The sequence below is a fragment of the Luteitalea sp. genome (assembly GCA_009377605.1).
Classification (GTDB): Bacteria; Acidobacteriota; Vicinamibacteria; order Vicinamibacterales; family Vicinamibacteraceae; genus WHTT01.
Genome location: WHTT01000078.1, coordinates 1 through 22,519 on the forward strand (window position 1 = coordinate 1; position 22,519 = coordinate 22,519).

At 66.0% G+C, this 22,519-nt stretch carries 17 protein-coding genes; 6 read left to right on the forward strand and 11 right to left on the reverse strand.

The window, feature by feature from the left end:
* Positions 1-360: 360 nt before the first annotated feature.
* Positions 361-2,895, forward strand: coding sequence for a hypothetical protein (locus GEV06_21605; protein MPZ20483.1), 2,535 nt, complete (start codon positions 361-363; stop codon positions 2,893-2,895).
* Positions 2,896-2,937: 42 nt separating this feature from the next.
* Entirely contained in the window at positions 2,938-3,438 is a 501-nt protein-coding gene (locus GEV06_21610) for a cyclic nucleotide-binding domain-containing protein (GenBank protein MPZ20484.1), read from the forward strand.
* On the opposite strand, the gene GEV06_21615 is transcribed toward GEV06_21610, so the two are convergent.
* The 10 genes from GEV06_21615 to GEV06_21660 form a co-directional block, all read right to left on the reverse strand.
* Positions 3,435-4,502, reverse strand: a complete 1,068-nt coding sequence (locus tag GEV06_21615; protein ID MPZ20485.1) for a dihydrodipicolinate synthase family protein — start codon at positions 4,500-4,502, stop codon at positions 3,435-3,437. The genes GEV06_21610 and GEV06_21615 overlap by 4 nt on opposite strands.
* 12 nt (positions 4,503-4,514) lie before the next feature.
* Positions 4,515-5,549, reverse strand: a complete 1,035-nt coding sequence (locus tag GEV06_21620) for an NAD-dependent epimerase/dehydratase family protein (GenBank protein ID MPZ20486.1) — start codon at positions 5,547-5,549, stop codon at positions 4,515-4,517.
* A gap of 24 nt (positions 5,550-5,573) precedes the next feature.
* Positions 5,574-6,557, reverse strand: coding sequence for an amidohydrolase family protein (locus tag GEV06_21625; GenBank protein ID MPZ20487.1), 984 nt, complete (start codon positions 6,555-6,557; stop codon positions 5,574-5,576).
* 90 nt (positions 6,558-6,647) lie between these two features.
* Positions 6,648-7,562, reverse strand: coding sequence for a GNAT family N-acetyltransferase (locus tag GEV06_21630; protein MPZ20488.1), 915 nt, complete (start codon positions 7,560-7,562; stop codon positions 6,648-6,650).
* A 78-nt stretch (positions 7,563-7,640) separates the two neighbouring features.
* Positions 7,641-8,672 (reverse strand): gfo/Idh/MocA family oxidoreductase, encoded by a 1,032-nt coding sequence (locus GEV06_21635; GenBank protein ID MPZ20489.1) that lies wholly within the window; start codon positions 8,670-8,672, stop codon positions 7,641-7,643.
* Positions 8,673-8,713: 41 nt separating this feature from the next.
* A complete protein-coding gene (locus GEV06_21640) occupies positions 8,714-9,472 on the reverse strand; it encodes a glucosamine-6-phosphate deaminase (GenBank protein ID MPZ20490.1) in 759 nt (252 codons plus the stop codon).
* Positions 9,473-9,508: 36 nt separating this feature from the next.
* Positions 9,509-10,090: a DoxX subfamily gene (locus GEV06_21645; protein ID MPZ20491.1), complete on the reverse strand. Its 582-nt coding sequence runs from the start codon at positions 10,088-10,090 to the stop codon at positions 9,509-9,511.
* On the reverse strand, positions 10,083-11,090 hold the full coding sequence (locus GEV06_21650) for an FAD:protein FMN transferase (protein ID MPZ20492.1): 1,008 nt from the start codon (positions 11,088-11,090) through the stop codon (positions 10,083-10,085). The genes GEV06_21645 and GEV06_21650 overlap by 8 nt, the downstream gene beginning before the upstream one ends.
* A gap of 46 nt (positions 11,091-11,136) precedes the next feature.
* Positions 11,137-12,009: a helix-turn-helix domain-containing protein gene (locus GEV06_21655; GenBank protein MPZ20493.1), complete on the reverse strand. Its 873-nt coding sequence runs from the start codon at positions 12,007-12,009 to the stop codon at positions 11,137-11,139.
* 108 nt (positions 12,010-12,117) lie between these two features.
* The gene (locus GEV06_21660) at positions 12,118-13,860 is read right to left on the reverse strand and encodes an amidohydrolase family protein (protein MPZ20494.1); all 1,743 of its coding nucleotides are present in this window, start codon (positions 13,858-13,860) and stop codon (positions 12,118-12,120) included.
* A gap of 214 nt (positions 13,861-14,074) precedes the next feature.
* Here GEV06_21660 and ychF point away from each other — a divergent pair, with 214 nt between their 5' ends.
* Positions 14,075-15,172 (forward strand): redox-regulated ATPase YchF, encoded by a 1,098-nt coding sequence (ychF, locus tag GEV06_21665; protein MPZ20495.1) that lies wholly within the window; start codon positions 14,075-14,077, stop codon positions 15,170-15,172.
* A gap of 43 nt (positions 15,173-15,215) precedes the next feature.
* On the forward strand, positions 15,216-16,664 hold the full coding sequence (locus GEV06_21670) for an RNA-splicing ligase RtcB (protein MPZ20496.1): 1,449 nt from the start codon (positions 15,216-15,218) through the stop codon (positions 16,662-16,664).
* Between the two features lie 22 nt (positions 16,665-16,686).
* On the opposite strand, the gene GEV06_21675 is transcribed toward GEV06_21670, so the two are convergent.
* Positions 16,687-17,166: a hypothetical protein gene (locus tag GEV06_21675; GenBank protein ID MPZ20497.1), complete on the reverse strand. Its 480-nt coding sequence runs from the start codon at positions 17,164-17,166 to the stop codon at positions 16,687-16,689.
* Positions 17,167-17,329: 163 nt separating this feature from the next.
* Here GEV06_21675 and GEV06_21680 point away from each other — a divergent pair, with 163 nt between their 5' ends.
* Both GEV06_21680 and GEV06_21685 read left to right on the forward strand, forming a co-directional pair.
* Entirely contained in the window at positions 17,330-21,655 is a 4,326-nt protein-coding gene (locus tag GEV06_21680; GenBank protein MPZ20498.1) for a DEAD/DEAH box helicase, read from the forward strand.
* Between the two features lie 46 nt (positions 21,656-21,701).
* On the forward strand, positions 21,702-22,508 hold the full coding sequence (locus tag GEV06_21685) for a DUF2071 domain-containing protein (GenBank protein MPZ20499.1): 807 nt from the start codon (positions 21,702-21,704) through the stop codon (positions 22,506-22,508).
* The last annotated feature ends 11 nt before the right edge of the window (positions 22,509-22,519 follow it).

The window sequence follows — 22,519 nt, forward strand, 5'->3', positions numbered from 1 at the left end:
TCTCGGCGAAGCGGTGGCGCGACTCGACCTCCGAAATTCTGGAGCCGTGTTCCTACAGAAGCCCTTTCGGCCGCGGACCCTCGTGCACGTGGTGCAGGCGGTGCTGGAGACCGTGCAGGTGCCTACGTAGGGGTCAAGGGGTCAAGGGGTCAAGGGATCAAGGGGTCTAGGGATCTAGGGGGCTAGGGGGCTAGGGGGCTAGGGGTTGAGGAAACGGGTTCGAGTGACGCCCATCGTGGAAATCGCTACCGGCCCGTCGCTTCGATGCGTTCTATCCCTTGATCCCTTGATCCCTCGATCCCTCGATCCCTTGATCCCTCGATCCCTTGATCCCTCGATCCCTTGCCATAATACAGAGGGATGTCGCGTATTCGACTCTTTCCTCGCATCGACACGGATGAAGTCCATCTGGTCTGGAGCCTGAGCCTCCTCCATTTTCTCGTCATCCTCGCCTTCACCCTGGCGCGGATTGCTCGGGACGGCTTGCTCTTGAGCACCGTGTCGGTTGTGTATCTGCCGTACATCTCGGTCGGTCTGGCGTTCTGGACGGCCCTCGCTGTGCATCTGTTCGATCGTCTCAGCGCCGGCTTGTCGTCGCCGAAGGTGCTGTCACGGGCTGCGCTCCTGACGGGACTGTCCGTCGCCCTGTTCAGTGTCTGGTTTCGCCAGGACGGTCCGGCGGCTGCCATCGTTTTCTACTTGTGGGTGAGCGCCTACGGTGTCCTGTTGGTGGCCCAGTTCTGGATCGTGGCGAACGAACAGCTTCACCCAGGCCGCGCACGACGGCTCATCGGTCTCATTGGGGCGGCGGGAATTCTTGGCGGGATAGTGGCCGGCCTTCTTGCTGTGCTGCTCGGTCCGGTGCTTTCGCCTCCGGTCGGCCTGCTCATCATCGTTGCCGCCCACCTCGCGATCCCGTTCGCGACGAGAGGCCTCGAGCGCAGCCAAGCGGATTCGCTGGAGGCGGAGCGGGCTCGCGCCGCACTGGAGCGCTCGACATCCGCTCTCGCGTCGCGATACGTGCAGCTGCTCGTGCTTCTCTTCTTGGTGGCAGGCGTGACGTCTGGCGTGCTGGACTATCAGTTCAAATACGCCCTGCAGCAGCGCTCGACCGATCCGCACGAGCTGACGTGGCTGCTCGGGCTCTTCAACGCGGCACAGAACGTCTTGGCGCTCGCGGCTGGCCTGGGTCTGAGCGGCCTGCTGCTCTCCCGCGTCGGTGTGCGCGTGACCTCCGCGGTGTTACCCGTCGGCATCCTGCTGGGCTCGGGCGCCATCCTCCTGTGGCCCGTTCTGGTGCCCGTTTTCGCCACGCGGCTCTACGAGGCGACGCTTCGCACATCCATTACGCGAAGCGCCCGCGAGTTCCTCTTCTTCCCGTTGCGCGATGAGGTGCGCGCACGCGCCAAGCGCTTCATCGAGAGTGTCATCGATCGAGGGGCCGATGCCGTGGCCGGCTTGCTCATTCTCGGCTTGAATGTCCTGCTGGGAGGCACGATTCTCCAGCTCACGGCGCTGACGATCGTGCTGGTTGTGATCTGGCTCGTGGTCGAGGTGGTCGTGACGCGGGCCTATTCGACCGAGCTCTCATCATCGGTGGAGCGCATGCTGGGGTACCAACCGCCGGTCGTGCCCAGTCGGCACGAGCCGGAGGCGGTGGCAGGCCTGGTGTCACTCCTCGGCAGCTCGAGGGAGACGCACGTCCTCTATGCGCTCGACCGCCTATTGGCGATTGATCCGGAAGCGGTTCGCGAGCGCGTGCCCGATCTGCTGAAGCACGCGTCGTCTTCCGTGCGCTTCCGTGTGATGGCTTCGCCCGAGCTCAATGCCGCGGCCATTTTGCGGAACACCGCTGCCGTGGCAGCCGCCGGCGTGTCGTCCGGTGCGAGCGAGCCAGCCTCACGCGAGGAGGCAGCGACCGTGCGCCCAGATGGCATTCCGGATGACGAGGGTCTCGATGCCTTGCTCGACGATCCCGACGGTGAGGTGCGTCGTGCCTCGTTCCGGCTGGTCGCGGCGACGCAGGAGCGGAGCTATGTGCCTGCGCTCGTGGCCCGGCTCGAGCACACGAGACAGCGCAAGGATGCCCGTGATGCGCTCGCCAGCTTTGGGTCGCTCATCGTGGGGACGCTGGGTGACTATCTCGCCGACCGTCGGTCATCGCTCAAGGTCAGGCGGGAGATTCCGCGTGTCCTCGCTACGATCGGAAGTCAGGACGCCGTACATTCTCTGCTCCGGGTGGCCGATGATCGCGACTGTCCTATCCTCCTTCAACGGACGCTCTGGGCGCTCAACCGGGTGAGGAAGAGTGATGTGAGCCTCTTTCTTCCGCGGGCGACGATCGCGCGCCAGCTCCACGACGATGTCGACGTGTATCTTCGGTTGATGATTCATCGGGCGCCTCTGAGCGGGATGACGAATGGACCGGACGTCCGCCTCCTGCACCGCGCAGTGACCGAGCGGCTCGAGCGAGCGCACGAGCTGATCTTCCGGCGTCTCGCGTTGCTCTATCCGCCGCGCGACATCCTGCGGGCGCGTCGAGGACTTGACAGCTCCGACACTCGGCTTCGGACCCAAGCGCGGGAGTATCTCGACTCTATTCTCACGATTGACGATCGATGGATGCTCGCGCCGCTGGTCGGTGAGGAAGCGGAAGCGGAGCGCGTGCGGGCGGCGGCGTTTCGCCTGCAGCTGGAGCCGCCATCGCTCCTCCAGGTGCTGCGGACGTTGCTCGCCAGTCGTGACAGCTGGCTGCGTGCGTGTACTCTGTATTTGATCGGGAGCAAGCGGCTGGATGAGCTGGCCGACCTGGTCGCCAAACATCTGGACGCGCGGGACGCCACGGTTCGCGAGACCGCGGCATGGGCGATGGCTCATCTATCAAGTCGTGTGTAGCGCGGGCCTTTAGGCCTGCCGACACAGCAGGACCTTTCTACGATGGAGATCGATCCGACGCTGACCACGATCGAGCGGGCGCTCCTGCTGATGGAAGTGCACCCGCTCCAGTACTTGACGAGTGATGAGATCGCGACGCTTGCGGCTCACATGACCGAGGTCCGTTTCGAGGTTGGAGAGATCCTCGCTCAGGGTCGCGATCCCGAGAGCCACGGCTTCTTCGTGGTGTCAGGTGCGTTGGAGTATCTGGGTGGTGACGTGGTTGTCCGGCGCGCGACACGAGGCATGGCGGTGGGCATCTTCGGTCTCCTCGGGATCGAGGATACGGGCCTTACGTTGCGCGCCGCCGAGGATACCCACGCCCTCGCCTTCACGCGCGAGGACTTCACTGAGTTCATTACCGACAGCCCGGCCGCGTCGCTCGGTCTCGTGCGCGCACTGGCGGAGGTGATTCTCAGGCAGATGCGCCAGCTTCAGCACCTCGGCGTACCGGCGCAGCTCGAGCCAGAGCGTGACACGGTCGGAACGAGCCAGAAACCCTAGCAGCGGAGCCATTCGGAGAGCTGTGCGGCGACGAAATCGTCGTCCTGCAGTTGCGGATACGCGCGGCAGACGCGGTCGATCTCTTCCAGTTGGCCGGGTGAGAGATCTTCGTCCGGATCGAGGCACCAACGACCCGCCAGGAGTCCCTGACGCCGGAGGATTTCGTGGAGCCCGGCAATGCAGCCGGCGAAATCGTGTCGTGCGTCGAAGAGGGCGGCGTTCGCATCGGTGAGCGCGGCGGCTTGTGCCAGCAATTGATGGGCGCCGCTCCCGTGCTGCGCACGACATGCCTTGATGACCTGGAGCAGCTCCACGGCGCGCTTCGTCCACACGGCCCACTGGCCGAGCAGACCGCCGGCAAACCGGATCCGCACCGAGCCGTCCCCGGTCCCGACCAGGTGGTCGGCGAGCAGGTCGACCACGATGTTGTCATCGTTGCCGGTGTAGAGCGCGACCTCTTCCTGGCGCTTGCTGTCGGCGAGCGCACGAACGACATCCAGCGTGTGATAACGGTTGAACGGAGCAACCTTGATCGCAACCACCTGCTCGATGTCGAGAAACGCTCGCCAGAACTCGTAATCCAGGAGCCGACCCCCTACCGCCGGCTGGAGGTAGAAGCCAAAGACCGGGATGATCTCGGCGATGGCACGGCAGTGCGCGATGAGCCGGTGCGTCGGCACGTCACGCAGGGCCGCCAGGCTGACCAGCCCCGCATCGTACCCGAGCCGCCGCGCGAGACCTGCCTCCCGGGTCGCTTGGTTCTCGTCACCGCAGATGCCGGCCACGAGCACCGGCGGACTCCGGTCGACGGACGGCTCGCGCGCGATCTCGGCCGCGAGCGCCAACACCGGTTCCAGCAGGCCGACCTTTGCGTCTCGAATGGCAAACTGCGTCGTGTGGACGGCTACGGCGAGACCGCCGGCGCCACTCGCGCGATAGTAGCGCGTCAGCGCCGCCTGCCGCCGCTCGTCGAGCCGACGATGCACGTTCAGCGCCAAGGGATGCGCGGGAATCACGAGCCCGTCGAGTAAGCGCCCCCGGAGATCTGGGAGTGACGTTTCCATTGAACCAAGGACCTAGAACGCTCCGTCGGTCACCTCGAAGCGGGTCGGCTTGTCGAGTGTTCGGCCATCCCGCTCGAGCCATGAGGCAACGGCCTCCATCAGCGCGTCGGCAGTGACCTCTGGTGCGCCGAGCCATGCGTGGCAGGCGCTCGCGTTCGTGAGGAGCGCTTGTCCAGATGGGGCGCCGCGAAGGAGAGGCTGCGTGCCAAACCGCTTGCCGAAGAACGCGGCAAGGTCCGTCACGGACAGCGTTTCTGGTCCGCTGACGTTCAACACGCGCGGCGGCGAGGCGCATCCCTCCAAGGCCCGTAACGCGTACGAGCTCGCATCGCCTTGCCAAATTGCGTTCAGATGGCTCACCGTGCGATCCACTGGTTGGCGCGCCTTGATCGCGCGGGCGATGTCGACGAGCACGCCGTACCGAAGGTCGACCGCATAGTTCAACCGAAAGAGGAGCGTTGGTGTGCGGTAGCGATCCGAGAAGTACTCGAACACGCGCTCTCGGCCGAGGCAGGACTGCGCATATTCGCCACGCGGCGCCGGCTGGTCCGTTTCGACCGAGCCGCCGGAGGAGACCGGCACGAACGGATAGACGTTCCCGGTCGAGAACACGACGAGGCGCGAACTGCGAGAGTGCCGCGCCACGTTAACTGGAGCAATCGTGTTGATGGCCCACGTCAGTGCCGTATTGTCGGTCGACCCGAACTTGCGTCCCGCGAGAAACAGCACGTTGGGACAGACGGGCAGACTGGCCACGCTGTCCGGCTCGAGGAGATCGCACACGACAGTCGTCGCACCGGCGGCGTCGAGCTCCTGTTGGCTGCCTGGAGCCGAGAAACGGGAGGCGGCAATCACACGCCGGCTGACGCCCGCTGCCGCCGAGGCGCGGACGATGCGCCGTACGAGCGACGGTCCCATCTTCCCGCCGGCTCCGAGGACGAGCAGGTCGCCGTCGAGGCGCCGGCAACACTCAATATCTGTCTCGTTCGGTGTCGAGAGACGATCCTCGAGGTCTTCTTCACTTACGAGATGATCGAGCAAGCCCATTGTTTCAGCACAACTCCAAGGTCTCTACACGGTCACGCGTTCGACCGCCAGCGTCCGCGCCTCGGCGTCCCAGGACATTGTCACGCGGCCTGCGGGCGCAATGCCGATGTAAGCGGCGGGCTGCTCCGACGCCATTCGCAACACCTGCGAGATCGGGAGACCTGTGAAACGTACCGTGTTGGCGATGCCCGCTGGCATCAGCAGTGCAGAGCCCGCCAGCGTATGGCCGCCCGGTTTGGACACGCGCCCGGCTGTGTCGAGCTCGATCCGCATACCGCTGACCCAATACTCGCCAGGCGGGCACGCCGCGGGTGCGACGGCATCGGTGACGAGGATCGTACGCTCCGGCGACTTCGCGCGCACCATCACCTTGACTGTCGCCGGCGGCAGATGATGCCCGTCGACGATGAGGCTCGCCGTGAGCTCGTCGGAAGAGAGCTCTTCCCAGAGCATGTTGGGATGACGAGGCAGCGTCAGCGGGCAGCCATTACCCAGGTGCGTCGACAACGTCGCGCCGGCACGGATGGCGTCGGCAATTTGTCGCGGCTCGGCCATTGTGTGACCGATGGCCACACGCAGGCCCTGTGCCGAGAGGTGCTCGATGAGCGGGAGCGCACCCGGCACTTCCGGCGCCAACGTGACCAGGACGATCCGGCCCTCCGCGGCTTCCTGTCTACGTTCGAAGTCCTCTATCGATGCAGGGACGACATACTCTGGCGGATGCGCACCGCGCGCGCCGTCCACCGGTGAGATGTACGGTCCCTCCATGTGCAGGCCGGCGATGAGCGAGCTGTGATGACCTACGATCAACCGCGCACATGCCGTGAAGCGATCCAGCGACGACGTGATGAGTGTTGGCAGGCAGCGCGTGACGCCCGTGCGCGCGACGGTGTCGAGCGCACGCTGTAGGTCATCTGGCGTGCAGCCAGGGTCGTTGAAATCGACGCCGGCAAAGCCGTTCACCTGCAGGTCGACGAAGCCGGTGTGCTCGATGGTGATGGGGCTCATGGTGGCACTGGAAAACGGGATAGCCCGGACAGGCCCTCGTTTTTCGAGGAGCGGAAACGGGGGCTGTTCGGGGCTGTCCCCGTTTGCAGCTCAGCCGAATTCTGGACCCACGATCGCGAACACGTGGTCCGTCCGCTCGAGGGGCCGATCGTTGCCACGGTACATCCGGATGAACGGTCGCTGCACCGTAAACTGTAGCGTGTCCAACCAATGAGCCCACGACGTCCGGCGGGGTACGTCGAGAATGAACGGCCGATCGGGATGGGTGGACACGCATGCGGCGACCAGTTCGCGCGCCGTGGCCTCGTCGCGCGCGACGAGCGGACCGAGGTGCTCGAACGCATGACCGCGGCGTCCGAACAGGTAGCCGTCGATGTGCTCTTGCCCGCCGACCCACGCATACTCCGGTGCATCGCGCCTGAACGCGTCGAGCAACCAACGCCGGTCCGCTCCGAACACCTCGCGATCCTGCATCAGCACCTCGTTGACATCATCGTCTTGCATGGGTCGAGCGCTCGACCTGCCGACGCCCGATTCACGCTCGCCCGACCTCGACGTCGGCCCTACAGCGCGCTGCATGCGCTGCAGCCGGTACTCCTCTCGAAATCCGGCGCGCTCATACAGTCCAAAGCCGGCGGGTGTGGCATCGAGACGCACCACCGGTCCATCATGCAAGATCGTGAGCGCTTCTTCGAGGAGGCGCGTGCCAATGCCGGCGCCACGGTACGCAGGTAGGACGAGCGCCATCGCGATCCAGCTGAAGGCGCTCCCATAACGAAGTGTCGCAACGCTGCCCACGACCTCATCGCTGTCGTCAACCGCGACACAGCACCCTTCAGGGCTCGAGGCGAGAAACAGCTCCCAGTCGCGTGCAACTTGGTTCCATTGGCTCGCGCGGCACAACTGCAGGCCTGCAGCGATGTCGTCGTGGCGCATCGTCCGGATCCGCACAGGCTGTCGCTGGTGCGCGTCCGGGGCCGTCGGACCTCGAGACAGTGCATCCATCACTTCAGCTCCTCCATCGTGGAGGCACGACCGAGCTCGCCCATGGGCCAGAACACGAGCACGAAGGTAAGCAGATACTCAACCTCGAACCTCTACAGGACTGCCGTTCTGCGACTTGCTGGACTCGGCCGCATCCATGAACGCAATGATCTCGAGCGTTTCCTCTGGCGCGACTGGCGGCGTTCCCGTTCGCAGGAACTCGACGATCGCGGTCACGAGACCGTGATACATGGGCCGAGCGTCTTTCTTGGTCGACGCCGATGAGGGCGCGGATTGGACGAGCGACGGCGAGCCGACGACACCCTCGCTTCCGAAGACGACCGCTCCGTAGGAAGCCTCGCCTTCGCGGATCCCGCGCACCACACCGAGCCGGCCGTCCTTCCATTGGCCAACAACGACGTCAGCGCCGTCCGTGTGCGTGCGGGTCACGCGCGCACACCCTGGGCCCAGCAGCGTATAGAGCATTTCGACGCTGTGGATGCCGTACCAGAACAAGTCTGGATGATGCGGCTCGGTAGGCGCCGGGCCAAATGTCGATGCCCCGAGAACGGTGCCCGCGCGCCCTTCACGGGTGAGCGCCACCACATCGTCGGAGAAACGGAGCGCCGAGGAGCTGAAGATCGGGGCGTCGCGCTCGCGCGCGAGACGCACGATCTCCTGTGCGTCGCGTAGGCTCGCCGTGAACGGCTTGTCTATGAAGACCGGCTTCCGAGCCTCGATGACCGGTCGCACCTGGGGAAGGTGTGTCCGGCCATCGACGCTGGAGAGCAGGACGGCGTCCACCTGCTCGCACAGCTCCTCGATCGACGGAACCAACGTCACGTTCCAACGGCTCGTGAGCTCCGCCGTGAACTTCTCGATGCGTGTCGCGGACGCTTCGACGTCGGGACTGCCGCCCTTGTAGGCGCGAACCACACGCGCGCCCGGGATGTGGTGCGGATTCGACGAGTCGTTCAGCAACGCGGTGAAGGCGATGACGTGCGACGTGTCGAGCCCAATGATTCCGAGCTGGAGCGGCCGTGGCTCGTCCTGCGCGCGGCGGGCGCGAGCAAGACCAGCCGCCGGAGTGCTGACGGCAAGACCGGCGGCGCCGGCGGCGGTCGTCTTCATGAAATCCCGTCGGGTGGGACGCGGTGGCATCATCTCCTCCGTCAAAGCTCGCCCCGTGCGATCGTTGCTGGATCGAGCAACGAGGCGGAAAGGAAATCGAGAAACAGTGTGGTGTCCGGGTGCGTACGCAGGATGGAGGCAGGCGCCATGGGACTGACGCGGCCAGAGAAGCATGCCCTGACGGCTTCGGCCTTGCGGAGGTCTGGCGCGATGCAGAGGATGCGGCGTGACTTGAGGATCTGTCGAATCGACATTGAGATCGCGCGCTGGGGCACGTCGTCCAACGCCGCGAACCATCCCTCACCAACCTGCTGTCGGCGGCACGCCTCGTCGAGCGTGACGATCAGATAGGGCTGCTCGGTTTCGAAGTCGGCCGGCGGGTCGTTGAAGGCCAAGTGGCCATTCTCGCCGATGCCGACGAACGCGACGTCGATTGGTGCCGTCGTGAGCGCGCGGCCCACCTCCTGACAAACGAGCTCTGGATCCGCTTCGCCCTCGAGCAAATGGTAGGTCGTGAGACCAGTCTTGCTGATGAGCCGCTCCAGCAGATACTTGCGAAAGCTGGCCGGATGCGTGATTGGAAGGCCGATGTACTCGTCCAGATGGAACAGCTCCACGCACGACCAGGGGAGTCCCGGTCGACGGGTCAGGGCATCGACAAACGCCAACTGCGACACACCCGTCGCGGCAATGATGCGTGCTCGGCCGCGCGCCTCCACCGCCTCCTCGATCGTTTCAGCCGCGACCGCTGCGGCCGCCTTGCCGAGTGCAATCGGGTCCTCGAAGACCTCAATCCGCATGAGCGTGTGCCGGGAAGAAGATGCCTGTCATCTCTTTCATTGTTCGGGTGACGCGGCGGCAGAGAAGGAGGAAGAGATGACGGGCATCTTCTTCCCGCTGCCACGGCGCGCGTGGAGCAGCACATCCAGGCCGGCAATATGTCCTGTGCGAAACAAGAACAGCACCCAGACCGCTGCGAGCTCGATGAGCGTTTTGTTGACGATGAGATAGGTGCCCTCGCTGCCGGCCTGCGGTGCGCCGGCCAACGGAATCAACGCCATGTAGAACGTGCCGAGCAGCAGCATCGCGCCGAGACAGCCCGTTTGTGTGAGGAAGCCCAGGAGGAGTGAGAGCCCGACGAGCACGAGCGCCACCATCACGACCATGTCGATCCACGGGAGAATGCTGGACTGGCCGACCGTCTGGAACGCATCTGCAAAGGGGCCCGCCGCGTTGGCGAGATATCCAGCGGCGCTCCAGCGGCCAGTGGGAGCGCCGTTCGACGTCCAGGCCGGCAGCACGATCTTGTAGTAGCCCTCATAGAGGAAGTGCCAGCCGATGAGCATTCGCAGCGTCACGAGCGCAACGCGCGCCACGGCTGGAAGCGGAGTGGATGCACCCGCGCCGGCTTCACTCATGAACCACCTCGAACCGACATCGCGGGTGAGCGCCCACAACCACCGGACGATCGGCCTCGTCCTCGTAGAAGATCGCGGCGACCTCCGGGTGTGCCGCGCAATAGCGTCGTGCGAGCTCGACGCCAGAGACGAAAAAGGCGGTGGCCAGGGCGTCTGCCTCGGCGCCAGACGAGGCCACGACAGAGACCCGGCGGACGGCGTCGACCGGCGCGCCGTTGCGCGGATCGAGGAGGTGGCCATACCGCTTGCCGTCCGCTGCAAACCACTGCTCTCGCTCACCGCTGGTCGCAAGATGTGCGTCGCGGAGCCGGACACGCGTGCCGGCGCCATCGAGCCGGGCAGGGTGTCGCACGCTCACGATCCACCCTGGCAAGCCGGGAGGGCGACCAAGGGCGGCGACGCTGCTCCCGCCGGCGCAGGCAAGCGCGGCGCCCACGCCGCGTCGCTGCATGAGCCGAACAGCGAGGTCGAGCGAGTAGCCTTTGCCGATGGCGCCGAAGTTCAGCTCGACGCCCGGCCTCCCGAAACGCACGGTGCGCTGATCTCGGTCGAGGACGACGTGCTGCATGCCTACCGACGCCAGTGCCGCGCGCAGCGCGTTGGCGTCGGGTACATGTCCCTCTCGCTTGTAGAAGCCCCAGCAGCGGGTCAGCGGTCCGGAGGTCGGATCGAACGCACCTTCGGTCTCGGCGTGCAGCGCTTGACAGCGCTCGATGAGCGAGAAGAGCCCCGACTCGACGACGACCGGCCGCTCGGCGGCGTCGCGGTTGAGGGTGCTGACCTCGCTCGTGCCGCGGAACACGGAGAGTCGAGCCTCGAGGCGCGTGACGAGGTCCAGCGCCGCGCTGGCCTGCTCCACGGCGCTGGGTGTCTCGTCGGGCACCGTGATCTCGAAGCGGCACGCCATGGCTGTGCGATGCACGTGCAGCCAGTGCCCCTCGACCTTGGGGCTTCGTGCAGCCCCAGTCAGCCACGCTCGTCGCGACAGGTTGACGCTCACGGTGTGATGAGTCCTGAGTTCTGCGTTGTGACTCCCGATTCCCAACTTATCCTGCCAACGTCGACCGTGTCGTCTCTCCGAGCTCGACGGGTCTTGGCGCCGCACCCACTCTGTGCGTGTAACCGGCCGCCGCCAACGTCTCGGAGAGGCGCGCGCAGGTATCCTTCAAAGCGGCAGCCATCGCACGGCCAAGTGTGGCCGAGAATCGCGCCTTCGGGATGCCGATGCTGATGGCGCCGCACACGTGCGGCTCGACGTCGAAGATCGGTGCCGCGAGGAAGACGGCCCCAACGATGGTCTCCTCGTGGTTGACGGCGATACCAAGGCGGCGTACCCGCGTCCACTGCCGCTCGACCTCCGCACGCGAGGTAATGGTGCGCGGTGTGAGGCGCGTCAGCGACAGGCGAGCCAGAAGCGCGGCGCGCCGGTCTGCGGGGAAGAGCGCGGCAATCACCTTGCCGGCCGCGGTCGCGTGGAAGTGCACCTCTGCGCCGAGCGGGCCGACGAGCCGCAAGTCGCGGTTGGTCTCCTGCACATCGACGAAGATGCCACGCTCACCCCGTAAGACCGCCAGATAGGCGCTCTCGTCGAAGGCTGCCACGAGCTCCCTGAGATGCGGCCGGACGACCTGGACGAGCGAGACATTCCCGTTGACGGCACGCCCAATCGCGACGAACTTCAGACCGAGACGGTACGGGCCGCCGGGCTCGTCCTGCTGGACGTACCCATGCTGCCGGAGGCTCAGGAGAATCCGATGGATGGAGCTCTTGACGTAGCCGGTGCGGCGGGCGAGCGCCTGGAGTGCCAGGCCCTCGGGCGCGTCACGCAAGGCTTCGATAATCTGCACGACCTTCCCGACGAGCGTGATGTAGGGGGTTCTCTCCGACACCCGATGCGTGGTCCGTTCAGCAGAACGCATTCTGTTATGCGATAGAGCTTGATGGGAACTGTATCCCGCACGCGCCAGAGTGTCAAGCTGAGGGAAAAGGGGGCCTGGCCCCTTGTCGCGCCCCGGTTCCTTTCTCCATCAAGCACCCGTACGCGCCCGATAGACCTCGCGTCCATCGACGACGGTGCGAATGGCTTCGATGTCTTTGATGTCTGCCTCTGGGCAGGTCAGGAGATCCTTCGAAATCACCACGAAATCAGCGAGCTTGCCCGGCTGGATCGATCCCTTGCGCTCTTCCTCGAATGTCATCCAGGCGGCATTCAACGTCCACATGCGCAGCGCCTCGAGTCGAGTGATGCGCTCCTCGGGCACCAGCACGGTCCCCGTGTGCGTCTCGCGCGTGACGGCAATCCACATGCCGAGGAAAGGGTGATACGGATTGGTGGCGTGGCGCGGATCGAGTCGCACCATGTGATCGGAGCCGCCAGCGACGACGAGGCCCGCGTCGAAGAGGGAGCGGAGCGGGAGGAGGTGGCGCACGCGATCGGCCCCGAGCACGTCGCGAAGAATGTCGCCGTCGAGATGGAGCCACGCCGGCTGTACGTCGAAGCCGATGCCGAGCCGCTTCGCGCGCGCGATGGCGTGTGGGTCGGGGAAGTTCGCGTGTGTCGCGGTGAAGCGCCGCTCGCCGAGCGTGCCTCGCTCGTCAACGGCTTCGTAGGCGTCGAGCAGGACGTCCAGGGCGCCGCCGCCCACCACGTGCGCAGTCATCTGCCACCCAAGGTCACGTGCGAGACGTGCGGTCAGCTGCACGTTGGCCGCCGGGGTCGTCAGCTCGCCTCGATACGTGGAATCGCTGTAGCCATAGACGTCGGTGCGCGTGCCGTACGGCGCGCGCAGATACGCCGTCCCCATCAGCATGCCGCCGTCGACGACAACCTTGAGCGAGCCGACCCGGAGCCAATCGTCGCCCCACCCGGTGATGAAAGGCAGTCCCTCGATCTGGTGCCGGAGCTCTTCCGGCCGAGCGGCGCCGTTGAGGCGATAGGTGACCGACGTTCGCACGGTCAGGCCGCGGTCGCGGCGTAGTGCCTGATAGGCGCGAAAGCCCGCCGGATCCTCGGCGCGATCGATCGTGCTCGTGATGCCGACCCTGTTGTAGCGCGCGTGCACGCGCGCTAGCGCCTCGACGCGGTCGCGCGCGGTCCATGCGCGAGGCTGGCGCAGCGGACCCAACAGCTCCGAGGCGCCGAGAATGAGACCCGTCGGCTCGCCTTTCTCGTCGCGGCCCAGCTTGCCGCCCGGCGGGTCGGGGCTGTCGCGCGTAATGCCGTACTTCTCGAGGAGGAGCGAGTTGAGGACCGACGCGTAGCCATTGTCGACCACGACCGGCCGATCCGCTGCCACCGCATCTAGCTCTTCTCGCGTCGGATAGCGGCGTTCCGCCAGCCGTGTGGCGAAGACCTTCGGCACGACGATCGGTGTTCCAGCCGGCGTGTCTGCCGCCCGATCACGGATGTAGCGCTGGATGGCGGCAATCGAGTCGAACGGCGGCAGCGGGCTGTCCGTTTCGGAAAGTGCGGCTTCGATCGGGTGCGTGTGAGCGTCGATCAAGCCCGGCACGACCGTTTGCCCCTGCAGGTCGATCTTCGTGGTGCTCGGTCCTGCCGTGGCGAGCACCTCTTCGTTCGTGCCCACCGCGAGGAAGCTGTTGCCGCTCACCGCCAGCGCCTCCGCGGCTTCTACGCCTTCCCACAGCGTGATGATCTTTCCGTTGTAGTACACGGCATCCGCAACCGGCTCGGCGGCCGGGAGGACCGCCACTCCGAGGACGAGGGTTGTTGCAAACCGAGCGAACAATGAAGCCCCCAATACAGGAATCGGGAATCAGGAAACGGGAAACAGGGACAGAGACACAAAAGGGAGACCGGGCAGCACACCCGCATCAGGATAAACGCATTTGACGCTCGTGGACCACAGGGCTGCACAGCTCGCGGTGCATCCGGAAGTCTGCGGTAAGATCCAAGGTTTGGGCTTGGTGAGGACGCCCGCGTCGTGCGGGCCTCGTTTCCCGAGCGGCTCTGCGGTCCCATTTATGCTTCGACTCGGTATCGTCGGTCTTCCCAATGTCGGTAAGTCCACCCTGTTCAATGCCCTGACCTCGGCCGGCGCCGTGGTGGCCAACTATCCCTTTGCCACCATCGAGCCGAATACCGGCGTCGTGACAGTGCCCGACGAGCGACTGGACCAGATTACGGCGTTGGTGCAGCCTCAACGGGTCGTGCCTGCGACGGTCGAGTTCGTCGATATCGCCGGCCTGGTACGAGGCGCGAGCCAGGGTGAGGGGCTCGGCAACCAGTTCCTCGCCAACATCCGCGAGGTGGATGCCATCGTGCACGTCGTTCGCTGTTTCGAGGACCCCAACGTCCAGCACGTGACGGGGGCGCCCGACCCGGAGCGCGATCGCGCGATCGTCAACATCGAGCTGGCGCTCGCCGACCTCGGCACCGTCGATCGTCGTCTCGAGCGATCGTCGAAGGCGGCCAAGTCGGGCGATGCAGCGCTCAAGGCCGAAGTTCACCTGCTCGAGCGGGTGCGGGCACATCTGTCCGACGGGCGGTCCGTGCGGACCTTTGACGCCGGAGACGAGGAGCGTGCACTGTTGCCGGGCTTGCACCTGCTCACCGCGAAGCCGGAGCTGTATGCCGCCAACGTCGCGGAGCACGATGCGGCGTGCGGCAACGCGTACGTGCGCGCGCTGGAGGAGGCCGTCGCACGTGACGAGGAAGAGGCGTCGGTCGTGGTCCTGTCGGCCAAGGTCGAAGCGGAGCTCGTCGAGCTGCCGGCGTCGGACCGACGCGAGTTTCTCGAGTCGCTTGGCTTGCACGAGTCAGGGCTCGATCGCGTGGCGCGCGCCGCGTACAGATTGCTGGGCCTGCGAAGCTACTTCACGGGAAGTGAGAAAGAAGCGCGCGCCTGGACGATTCGGGCCGGTGACAAGGCGCCCGCCGCCGCGGGCGTGATTCATAGCGATTTCGAGCGCGGATTCATCCGTGCAGAGACCGTCGCGTTCGAGGACTTCGTTCGTGTGGGCGGCTGGAAGCCAGCCCGCGAAAAAGGTCTGGTACGTGCGGAAGGCAAGGACTACGTCGTGCAGGACGGCGATGTCATTGTCTTTCGTTTCAATGTATAGGTAGGGCCGCCTCGCCGAGGCGGCCGAACTAAGGGAGAGCTCCATGGTCGCGCCACGCAAGATCGGCGAGTTCGTCTGGGAGCTGCCGGTTGGCTTCGTGCCGGGCATGCAGGTGCCAGGCCGGATCTTTGCCTCCGATGCGTTGATGCAAAAGGCCATCGAGGACAAGGCCGTGCAGCAAGTGGCCAACGTCGCCACGTTGCCAGGCATCGTCGTGGCTTCGCTGGCGATGCCCGACATCCATTGGGGTTATGGCTTTCCAATCGGGGGTGTTGCTGCCACCGATGTCGAGCACGGGGGCGTGATCTCACCGGGCGGCGTCGGGTTCGACATCGGCTGCGGTGTGCGGCTGTTGCGCAGCGACCTCGCGTACGACACCGATGTCAAGCCGCGCCTCCGCGAGCTGGTCGACACGCTCGGCCACCGTGTGCCGCGTGGGGTGGGCGGGCGCGGTCGGATGTCGCTCGGTGTCGGTGAGGTGGATCAGGTGCTGCGCGAGGGTGCTCGGTTTGCGGTTGCGCGCGGCGCCGGCTGGGACGAGGACCTCGAGAGCTGCGAGAGCGGTGGGACGTTGCCAGATGCGGAGCCTGCCTTCATCTCGGCGCGCGCAAAGGAGCGCGGGGCGCCACAGCTCGGCAGCCTCGGCGCTGGCAATCACTTCCTCGAAGTACAGGTGGTCGACGAGATCCGAGATGCCGCTGCTGCTGCCGCCATGGAGCTCTTCCAAGGGCAAGTGTGCGTGATGATCCACTCGGGCTCTCGCGGCATCGGTCATCAGACGTGCACGGATCATTTGCGTGTGATCGATCGACTGCAGGCAACGCTTGGCTACGCCTTACCGGATCGACAGCTGGCGTGCGTGCCATTCGAGCACGACGCAGCACGGAGCTACGTTGGCGCGATGAGCGCCGCCGGAAACTTCGCGCTCGCGAACCGGCAAGTGCTCGCGGACGCGGTGCGCGAGTCCTGTGCATCGCTCTTCCGACGCTCGTCGCAGGCGCTCGGCCTGCGGCTCGTCTACGACGTGGCGCACAACCTGGCGAAGATCGAGGAGCACCTCGTGGATGGACGGCTGCGGCGGGTGTGCGTGCACCGCAAGGGTGCAACGCGCGCATTTGGACCCGGTCACGAAGAGCTCCCAGCGCGGTATGCGGAAATCGGTCAGCCGGTGATCATTCCCGGCTCGATGGGCACCGCGTCGTTCGTCCTCGCCGGCACGTCTCGGGCGCGGGACCTGTCGTTCGCGTCGACGTGCCACGGCGCCGGACGCGCGATGTCACGAACGAAGGCGAAGCAGGTGATGAGCGGCCAGGCGCTCAGGCAGAAGCTCGAAGAGGAGGGCATTCTGCTGGCGCGATCGCAGTGGGCATTGTTGTCCGAGGAAGCACCGTATGCATACAAGAGCGCTGCAGATGTTGTCGAGACGTGTGAAGGTGCCGGTCTCTCACGGGTCGTTGCGCGTCTTCGTCCGGTGGCTGTCGTGAAGGGATGACACGCCTGTGGACGTGGCCACCCTACCCAGATCGGTGGTACGAGCGTTCCTGCGTCTCCTCGTCGCGGCGTCTGGCCGCAGGGGAGGCCCGCCGCACGAGTGCGCTGTATGGCTCCGGCAGGGCATCGACCACGAGCAACAGGCCGCGGATATCGCGGACGCAGACGCCGCAGCCTTCCGCGATGTGCCTGTCCGAGCCAGCCTCCGCCTGCCACAGCACTCCGTGGATACGTACGAACCCATGGGGATCCAGGTTGGTGACCGCAACCCCGGCGTCGCCAACGATGCGCGGCTCGCTGACTGTCGATTCGTAGAAGCGGCGCATGTAGGGGAACAGCGCAAAATCCTTGGCGATCCAGAGACTCACCAGTACGACACCCGCCCACACTGGCACGTCGAACCGCCGTACGAAAAGCCACCCGACAGCCACGGCGAGAACCCAGCCGGGCACCTGGAGTAGCACGTATTTGAACAGCGTCCCGGATAGCGAGTAGAGGGCCATGTCACCAAGGCGCGTTTTGGATAGGATAACGCGTTTACGCCCAACCGATCGATCGGGACGGTTGATGTGCGGCACGCGTCGGCTGAGGTCGCGATCCGGCTATCATGAGGACCGAAGTTGCGCTGGTGAGTGTTCCCTGAATCGAGGTCATAATTAGAGAGGCATGATTCCTTTCCATCCGCTCGTCGCTGACTGGTTCACGCAACGCTACGGCGAGGCCACGCCACCCCAGGCCGCCGGGTGGCGGGAGATCGCCTCGGGCCGGCATACATTGATTGCAGCACCGACGGGATCTGGCAAGACCCTGGCTGCGTTTCTCTGGTCGATCAATGGCCTGGTCGAACAGGCGCTCGCCGGGACGCTCGACGATCGCACCGCCGTTGTCTACGTGTCGCCACTCAAGGCGCTGAGCAACGACATCGAGAAGAACCTGCAGGAGCCGCTCCGCGGCATTGCGGAGGAGGCCGCCCTGCGGGGGCTGCCGCTCCCGGAGATCCGGGTGGCTGTGCGCACCGGTGATACCGCTGCGCGAGACCGCGCTCGGATGCTTCGCCGGCCGCCGCACATCTTGATCACGACACCGGAGTCGCTCTTCATCCTGCTGACGGCGGAAGGGAGCCGGCGTTTCCTCGCCGATGCGCGCACGGTGATCGTCGATGAGATTCACGCTTCGGCCGGTGACAAGCGCGGCTCGCATCTGGCGCTGTCGCTCGAGCGGCTGGATGCGCTCAGGGGCGCGCCACTCCAGCGGATCGGCCTGAGCGCGACGCAGAAGCCCATCGAGGACGTTGCACGCCTGCTCGTCGGCGTGGCCGCCTCGGGCGAAGAGGCGCCGCCGGCGTGTGCAATCGTCGACGTCGGCCACCGACGTGCGCTCCACCTCGCGATCGATGTGCCCGACCAAGAGCTCGGTCCTATCGCGACGCAGGAGCTATGGGCGGAGATCTACGACCGTGTGGTCGCGCAAGTGCAGGCACACCGCGCCACGCTGGTCTTCGTGAACACGCGTCGTCAGGCGGAGCGCGTCGCGCACGAGCTGAGCGAGCGACTGGGCACCGAGCGCGTGGCCACGCACCACGGCAGCTTGTCGCGCGCCACGCGCTTGAGCGCCGAAGAACGCCTGAAGAGCGGCGAGATCGCCGCTGTCGTTGCGACGGCGTCGCTCGAGCTCGGCATCGATATCGGACACGTCGATCTCGTCTGTCATATCGGGGCCCCACGTCAGCTTGCCACATTACTCCAGCGTGTCGGCCGCTCCGGCCACTGGCTGGGCGCTGTCCCGAAGGGCATTCTCTATCCGCTGACCCGCGACGAGCTGGTCCAGTGTGCGGCTGCGCTTCGCGCCGTTCGCACGGGCGAACTGGATCGCCTCCTCATTCCGGAGACACCGCTCGATATCCTCGCGCAACAGATCGTGGCGGTGGCCGCGACGGGGGAGATCGGCGAAGAAGAGCTGTGGCACATGGTTCGCCGCGCGTACCCGTTCCGGCGTCTCTCGCGCGAGCAGTTCGATGCGGTGGTCGCGATGCTGAGCGAAGGTATTGCCACTGGCCGTGGGCGGCGGTCGGCGTATCTCCATCGCGACCGGGTGCAAGGACGCCTGCGCGGGCGGCGCGGCGCCAGGCTTGCCGCCATCACCTCGGGCGGCGCGATCCCTGACATGGCCGACTACGACGTCATCGAGGAGCCAGCGGGCACGTTCGTCGGCAAGGTCAACGAGGACTTTGCCGTGGAGTCGATGGCGGGTGACATCTTTCTCCTGGGCAACCAATCGTGGCGCATCCGGCGCGTCGAGTCTGGCCGCTTGCGCGTGGAGGATGCGAAAGGAGCGCCGCCGAACGTTCCCTTCTGGCTCGGTGAGGCGCCCGCCCGCACACGCGAGATGAGCCAAGCAGTCTCAGACCTGCGCGAGGGTGTGGCGTCGCGGCTTGCCGACCGCGACGCGGCAGTGGCCTGGCTGGAACAGGAGAGTGGGGTAACGCGCGCCGGGGCGGAGCAGATCGTCGACTACGTGGCTGCAACGGTGCGCATGCTCGGCGTGGTGCCCAGTGTGCGGACCGTGGTGGCGGAGCGGTTCTTCGACGAGTCGGGCGGCATGCAGCTCGTCCTTCACACGCCGTTTGGCGGCCGCATCAACCGGGCGCTCGGCTTCACGATGCGCAAGCGCTTCTGCGTGACCTTCGACTTCGAGTTGCAGGCCGCGGCGACCGACGACGGCGTGGTGTTGTCGCTCGGCGAACAGCACTCCTTCCCGATCGACAGCACGTTCAGCATGATTCGCTTGGCGACGCTTCGCGAAGATCTCGTGCAGGCGATGCTGGTGTCACCCATGTTCACGAATCGTTGGCGCTGGAACGCGACGCGTGCGCTCGCCATTCGGCGGCACGAAGGGGGGCGCCGGGTTCCAATGCCGCTCCAGCGGATGCGTGCGGACGACCTGCTCGCTGCGGTCTTTCCGGGGCAGGTCGCGTGTCAAGACAACCATGCCGGACCGATTGAACCGCCGGACCACCCGCTCGTGAACGAGACGATCCTCAATTGCCTGCACGAGGCCATGGATCTCGACGGCCTACGGGAGATCGTCGCTGCCATCGGGGGAGGCGAGATTCGTGCGGTGACCGTCGACACACCTGCGCCATCGCCGATGTCGCACGAGATTCTCAACGCGAACCCGTACGCGTTCTTGGATGACGCGCCGCTCGAAGAGCGGCGGGCGAGGGCGGTTTCCTTGCGGCGGATGGACGATGATCTCGCGGGCGGCATCGGTCGGCTGGATCCGGAAGCCATTGCGACCGTATCGGCACAGGCGTGGCCCGATGTTCGCGACGCCGACGAGCTGCACGACTTCTTGCACACGGTGGGGCTCTTGCGGCTCGACGATGCGGAGCCGTGGCTGGGATATGTAGAAGAGCTCCGGGAGACTCGGCGCGCAGCAATCGCGAGCTGGAGCCGTGATGGCGCCCGCTCGCGGGCGCTGGTCGCGGTCGAGCGGCTTCCCGCCGTGGAAGCGGTGCTCGGCCAGGTGGAGCTGGATGCTCAGCTGGTCGTGCCACCCAACATCGGCCGGCCGCGCGAGAGCGAAGCAGTGGAGGCGATGGTACAAGGGTGGCTCGACGCGCTCGGTCCCGTGTCGGTGGAGGCGCTGGCGGAGCGAAGCAGCTTGCCACGCTCCCTCGTCGAGATTGCGCTTGCCGGGCTCGAAGGGCGCGGCGTGGTGCTGCGTGGTCGCTTTACGACCGCGTGCGGTCCGAACGAGGTCGAGTGGTGCGAGCGGCGCCTCCTGGCCCGCATCCATCGTCTTACCTTGGGTCGGCTGCGGCGCGAGATCGAGCCGGTGACCGCAGCCGACTTCATCCGTTTCCTCTTGCGCTGGCAGCACGTCGCACCGGGAACCCAGATGCATGGTCGCGACGGGCTCCTGGAGGTGATCCGTCAACTCCAGGGCGTGGAGCTGCCCGCGCCGGCCTGGGAGCAGTGGGTGCTACCAGCGCGGGTCGCCGATTACGATGCCGCCGATCTGGAGCAGCTCTGCCTCGCGGGCGTTGTCGCCTGGGGAAGGCTGTCGCGCCGAGAAGTTCCGGAGGAAGTGCAGGGGCTGACCAGTAGCGCGCGGCCCATCAGTGGCCGATCACGGCGCGTCGTCTCCGCGCCTACACGTCAGGCGCCGCTCGCCTTCGTGCTGCGCGAGAACCTTACCGGCTTTCTGGACGATCAGCAAGGCACGTGGTCGCGTGCGGAAGGACTCTCGCGCGAGGCAACAGCAGTGGCTGCCCATCTCGAGCAGCGAGGGGCATCGTTCATCACGGATCTGGCGCGCGGGACGGGACTGATGGCAGCGGCCGCCGAAGAGGCGCTTTGGGAGCTCGTTGCGCGCGGCCTGGTGACCGGTGACGGCATTGCCGGGCTCCGCGTGCTGCTGCAGCCCCAGCACCAACGAAGGGCGGCGAGCGGACGGCTGCGTCTCATACGCGGCGGACGATTGGTGCCCCGGTTGATGCCGGTGGGACGATGGGCGCTCTGGGGCGGTGAGGCGTCGGACATGTCGCCGGAGCTCAAGACTGAGTCTCGCGCCTGGCAGTTCCTCCGTCGGTACGGCGTCGTCTTTCGTGACCTGTTGGCCCGTGAGGCGCAGGCGCCACCGTGGCGCGTGCTGCTTGGCATCTACCGTCGTCTCGAGGCGCGCGGCGAGATCCGCGGCGGCCGGTTCGTCGACGGCTTCGTCGGCGAGCAATATGCGCTGTCGGGTGCAGTGGATGCGCTTCGCGCCGCCCGCCGCATGCCCACCTCTGGGGAGCTGGTCCTCGTGAGCAGCGCGGATCCGCTGAACCTCGTTGGCATCCTTACACCGGGCGGTCGTGTCTCGCCGTTCTCGAAACAGGTGATTGCCTTCCGTGACGGCGTGCCGGTCGACGTCGGCCCCCTTGGAGCCGTGCGGAGCCGGCTTCGGATCACCTCGGTTGGGAGCGCAAGTCTTTTGGGGCCAGCCTGAACCCATGCAGTCAGTAGCCTTGCGGCCGGGTCATCCTGACCTACCGATGTCTCACGACTTCAATTATCGGATTCTGGACGAGGTCGGGCACCGGCCGTGGACGATGCCTCGCGGCCCATGGATCATGCGGCAGACGTGGCATGACCTCCTGTTTGCGCACTGGGCAGTGGATCCACCGCGCCTGGCGGCCGTCATTCCGCCGCGTCTCGAGCTCGACGTGTTCGACGGCCGCGCATGGCTCGGAGTCGTGCCGTTTCGCATGACCAACGTTGCGCCGCGCGGTGTACCGGCACTACCTTGGCTCTCTGCGTTTCCCGAGCTGAACGTGCGTACGTACGTGCGGATTGGCGAGAAGCCCGGCGTGTACTTCTTTAGCTTGGATGCTAGCAACCGGCCCGCCGTGAGTGTGGGCCGAGCGCTGTTTCGTTTACCGTACCACTGGGCGTCGATGCACGTTGAGCAGCGAGGTGACGAGATTCACTACGTCAGCCAACGCCACGGGAGCCGAGCGGCACGGCTCGTTGCCACGTACCGGCCGGCTGGACCCGTGTTTCACGCGCGGGAGGGATCGCTCGAATACTTCCTGACCGAGCGCTACTGTTTGTACACGGTCGACGCGAAGGGGAAGACGTTCACGGTCGACATCCATCATCCCCCGTGGCCCCTGCGAGCGGCCTCTGCTGAGATCTTCGTGAACACGATGGCCGATCCGATCGGCCTCCAACTGGCGGCCCCCGCTGACGCGGTGGCGGGTGCGCCAGTTCTGCACTTTGCAAAGCGACAAGACATGGTGAGCTGGCGGTTGGTTCACACCACCGCGAAGTCACGATCCGGCGGCCCGCGTTGGACATAGTCCATCGCACG

What these genes read in the sequence shown, in the direction of transcription:
- GEV06_21670 (MPZ20496.1), top strand. Translation starts at nt 15,216, where the DNA reads ATGGTCGCGCCACGCAAGATCGGCGAGTTCGTCTGGGAGCTGCCGGTT.
- GEV06_21675 (MPZ20497.1), bottom strand. Translation starts at nt 17,166, where the DNA reads ATGGCCCTCTACTCGCTATCCGGGACGCTGTTCAAATACGTGCTACTC.
- GEV06_21635 (MPZ20489.1), bottom strand. Translation starts at nt 8,672, where the DNA reads ATGAAGACGACCGCCGCCGGCGCCGCCGGTCTTGCCGTCAGCACTCCG.
- GEV06_21680 (MPZ20498.1), top strand. Translation starts at nt 17,330, where the DNA reads ATGATTCCTTTCCATCCGCTCGTCGCTGACTGGTTCACGCAACGCTAC.
- GEV06_21640 (MPZ20490.1), bottom strand. Translation starts at nt 9,472, where the DNA reads ATGCGGATTGAGGTCTTCGAGGACCCGATTGCACTCGGCAAGGCGGCC.
- GEV06_21655 (MPZ20493.1), bottom strand. Translation starts at nt 12,009, where the DNA reads ATGCGTTCTGCTGAACGGACCACGCATCGGGTGTCGGAGAGAACCCCC.
- GEV06_21625 (MPZ20487.1), bottom strand. Translation starts at nt 6,557, where the DNA reads ATGAGCCCCATCACCATCGAGCACACCGGCTTCGTCGACCTGCAGGTG.
- GEV06_21645 (MPZ20491.1), bottom strand. Translation starts at nt 10,090, where the DNA reads ATGAGTGAAGCCGGCGCGGGTGCATCCACTCCGCTTCCAGCCGTGGCG.
- GEV06_21610 (MPZ20484.1), top strand. Translation starts at nt 2,938, where the DNA reads ATGGAGATCGATCCGACGCTGACCACGATCGAGCGGGCGCTCCTGCTG.
- GEV06_21630 (MPZ20488.1), bottom strand. Translation starts at nt 7,562, where the DNA reads ATGGATGCACTGTCTCGAGGTCCGACGGCCCCGGACGCGCACCAGCGA.
- GEV06_21605 (MPZ20483.1), top strand. Translation starts at nt 361, where the DNA reads ATGTCGCGTATTCGACTCTTTCCTCGCATCGACACGGATGAAGTCCAT.
- GEV06_21620 (MPZ20486.1), bottom strand. Translation starts at nt 5,549, where the DNA reads ATGGGCTTGCTCGATCATCTCGTAAGTGAAGAAGACCTCGAGGATCGT.
- GEV06_21685 (MPZ20499.1), top strand. Translation starts at nt 21,702, where the DNA reads ATGTCTCACGACTTCAATTATCGGATTCTGGACGAGGTCGGGCACCGG.
- ychF (MPZ20495.1), top strand. Translation starts at nt 14,075, where the DNA reads ATGCTTCGACTCGGTATCGTCGGTCTTCCCAATGTCGGTAAGTCCACC.
- GEV06_21615 (MPZ20485.1), bottom strand. Translation starts at nt 4,502, where the DNA reads ATGGAAACGTCACTCCCAGATCTCCGGGGGCGCTTACTCGACGGGCTC.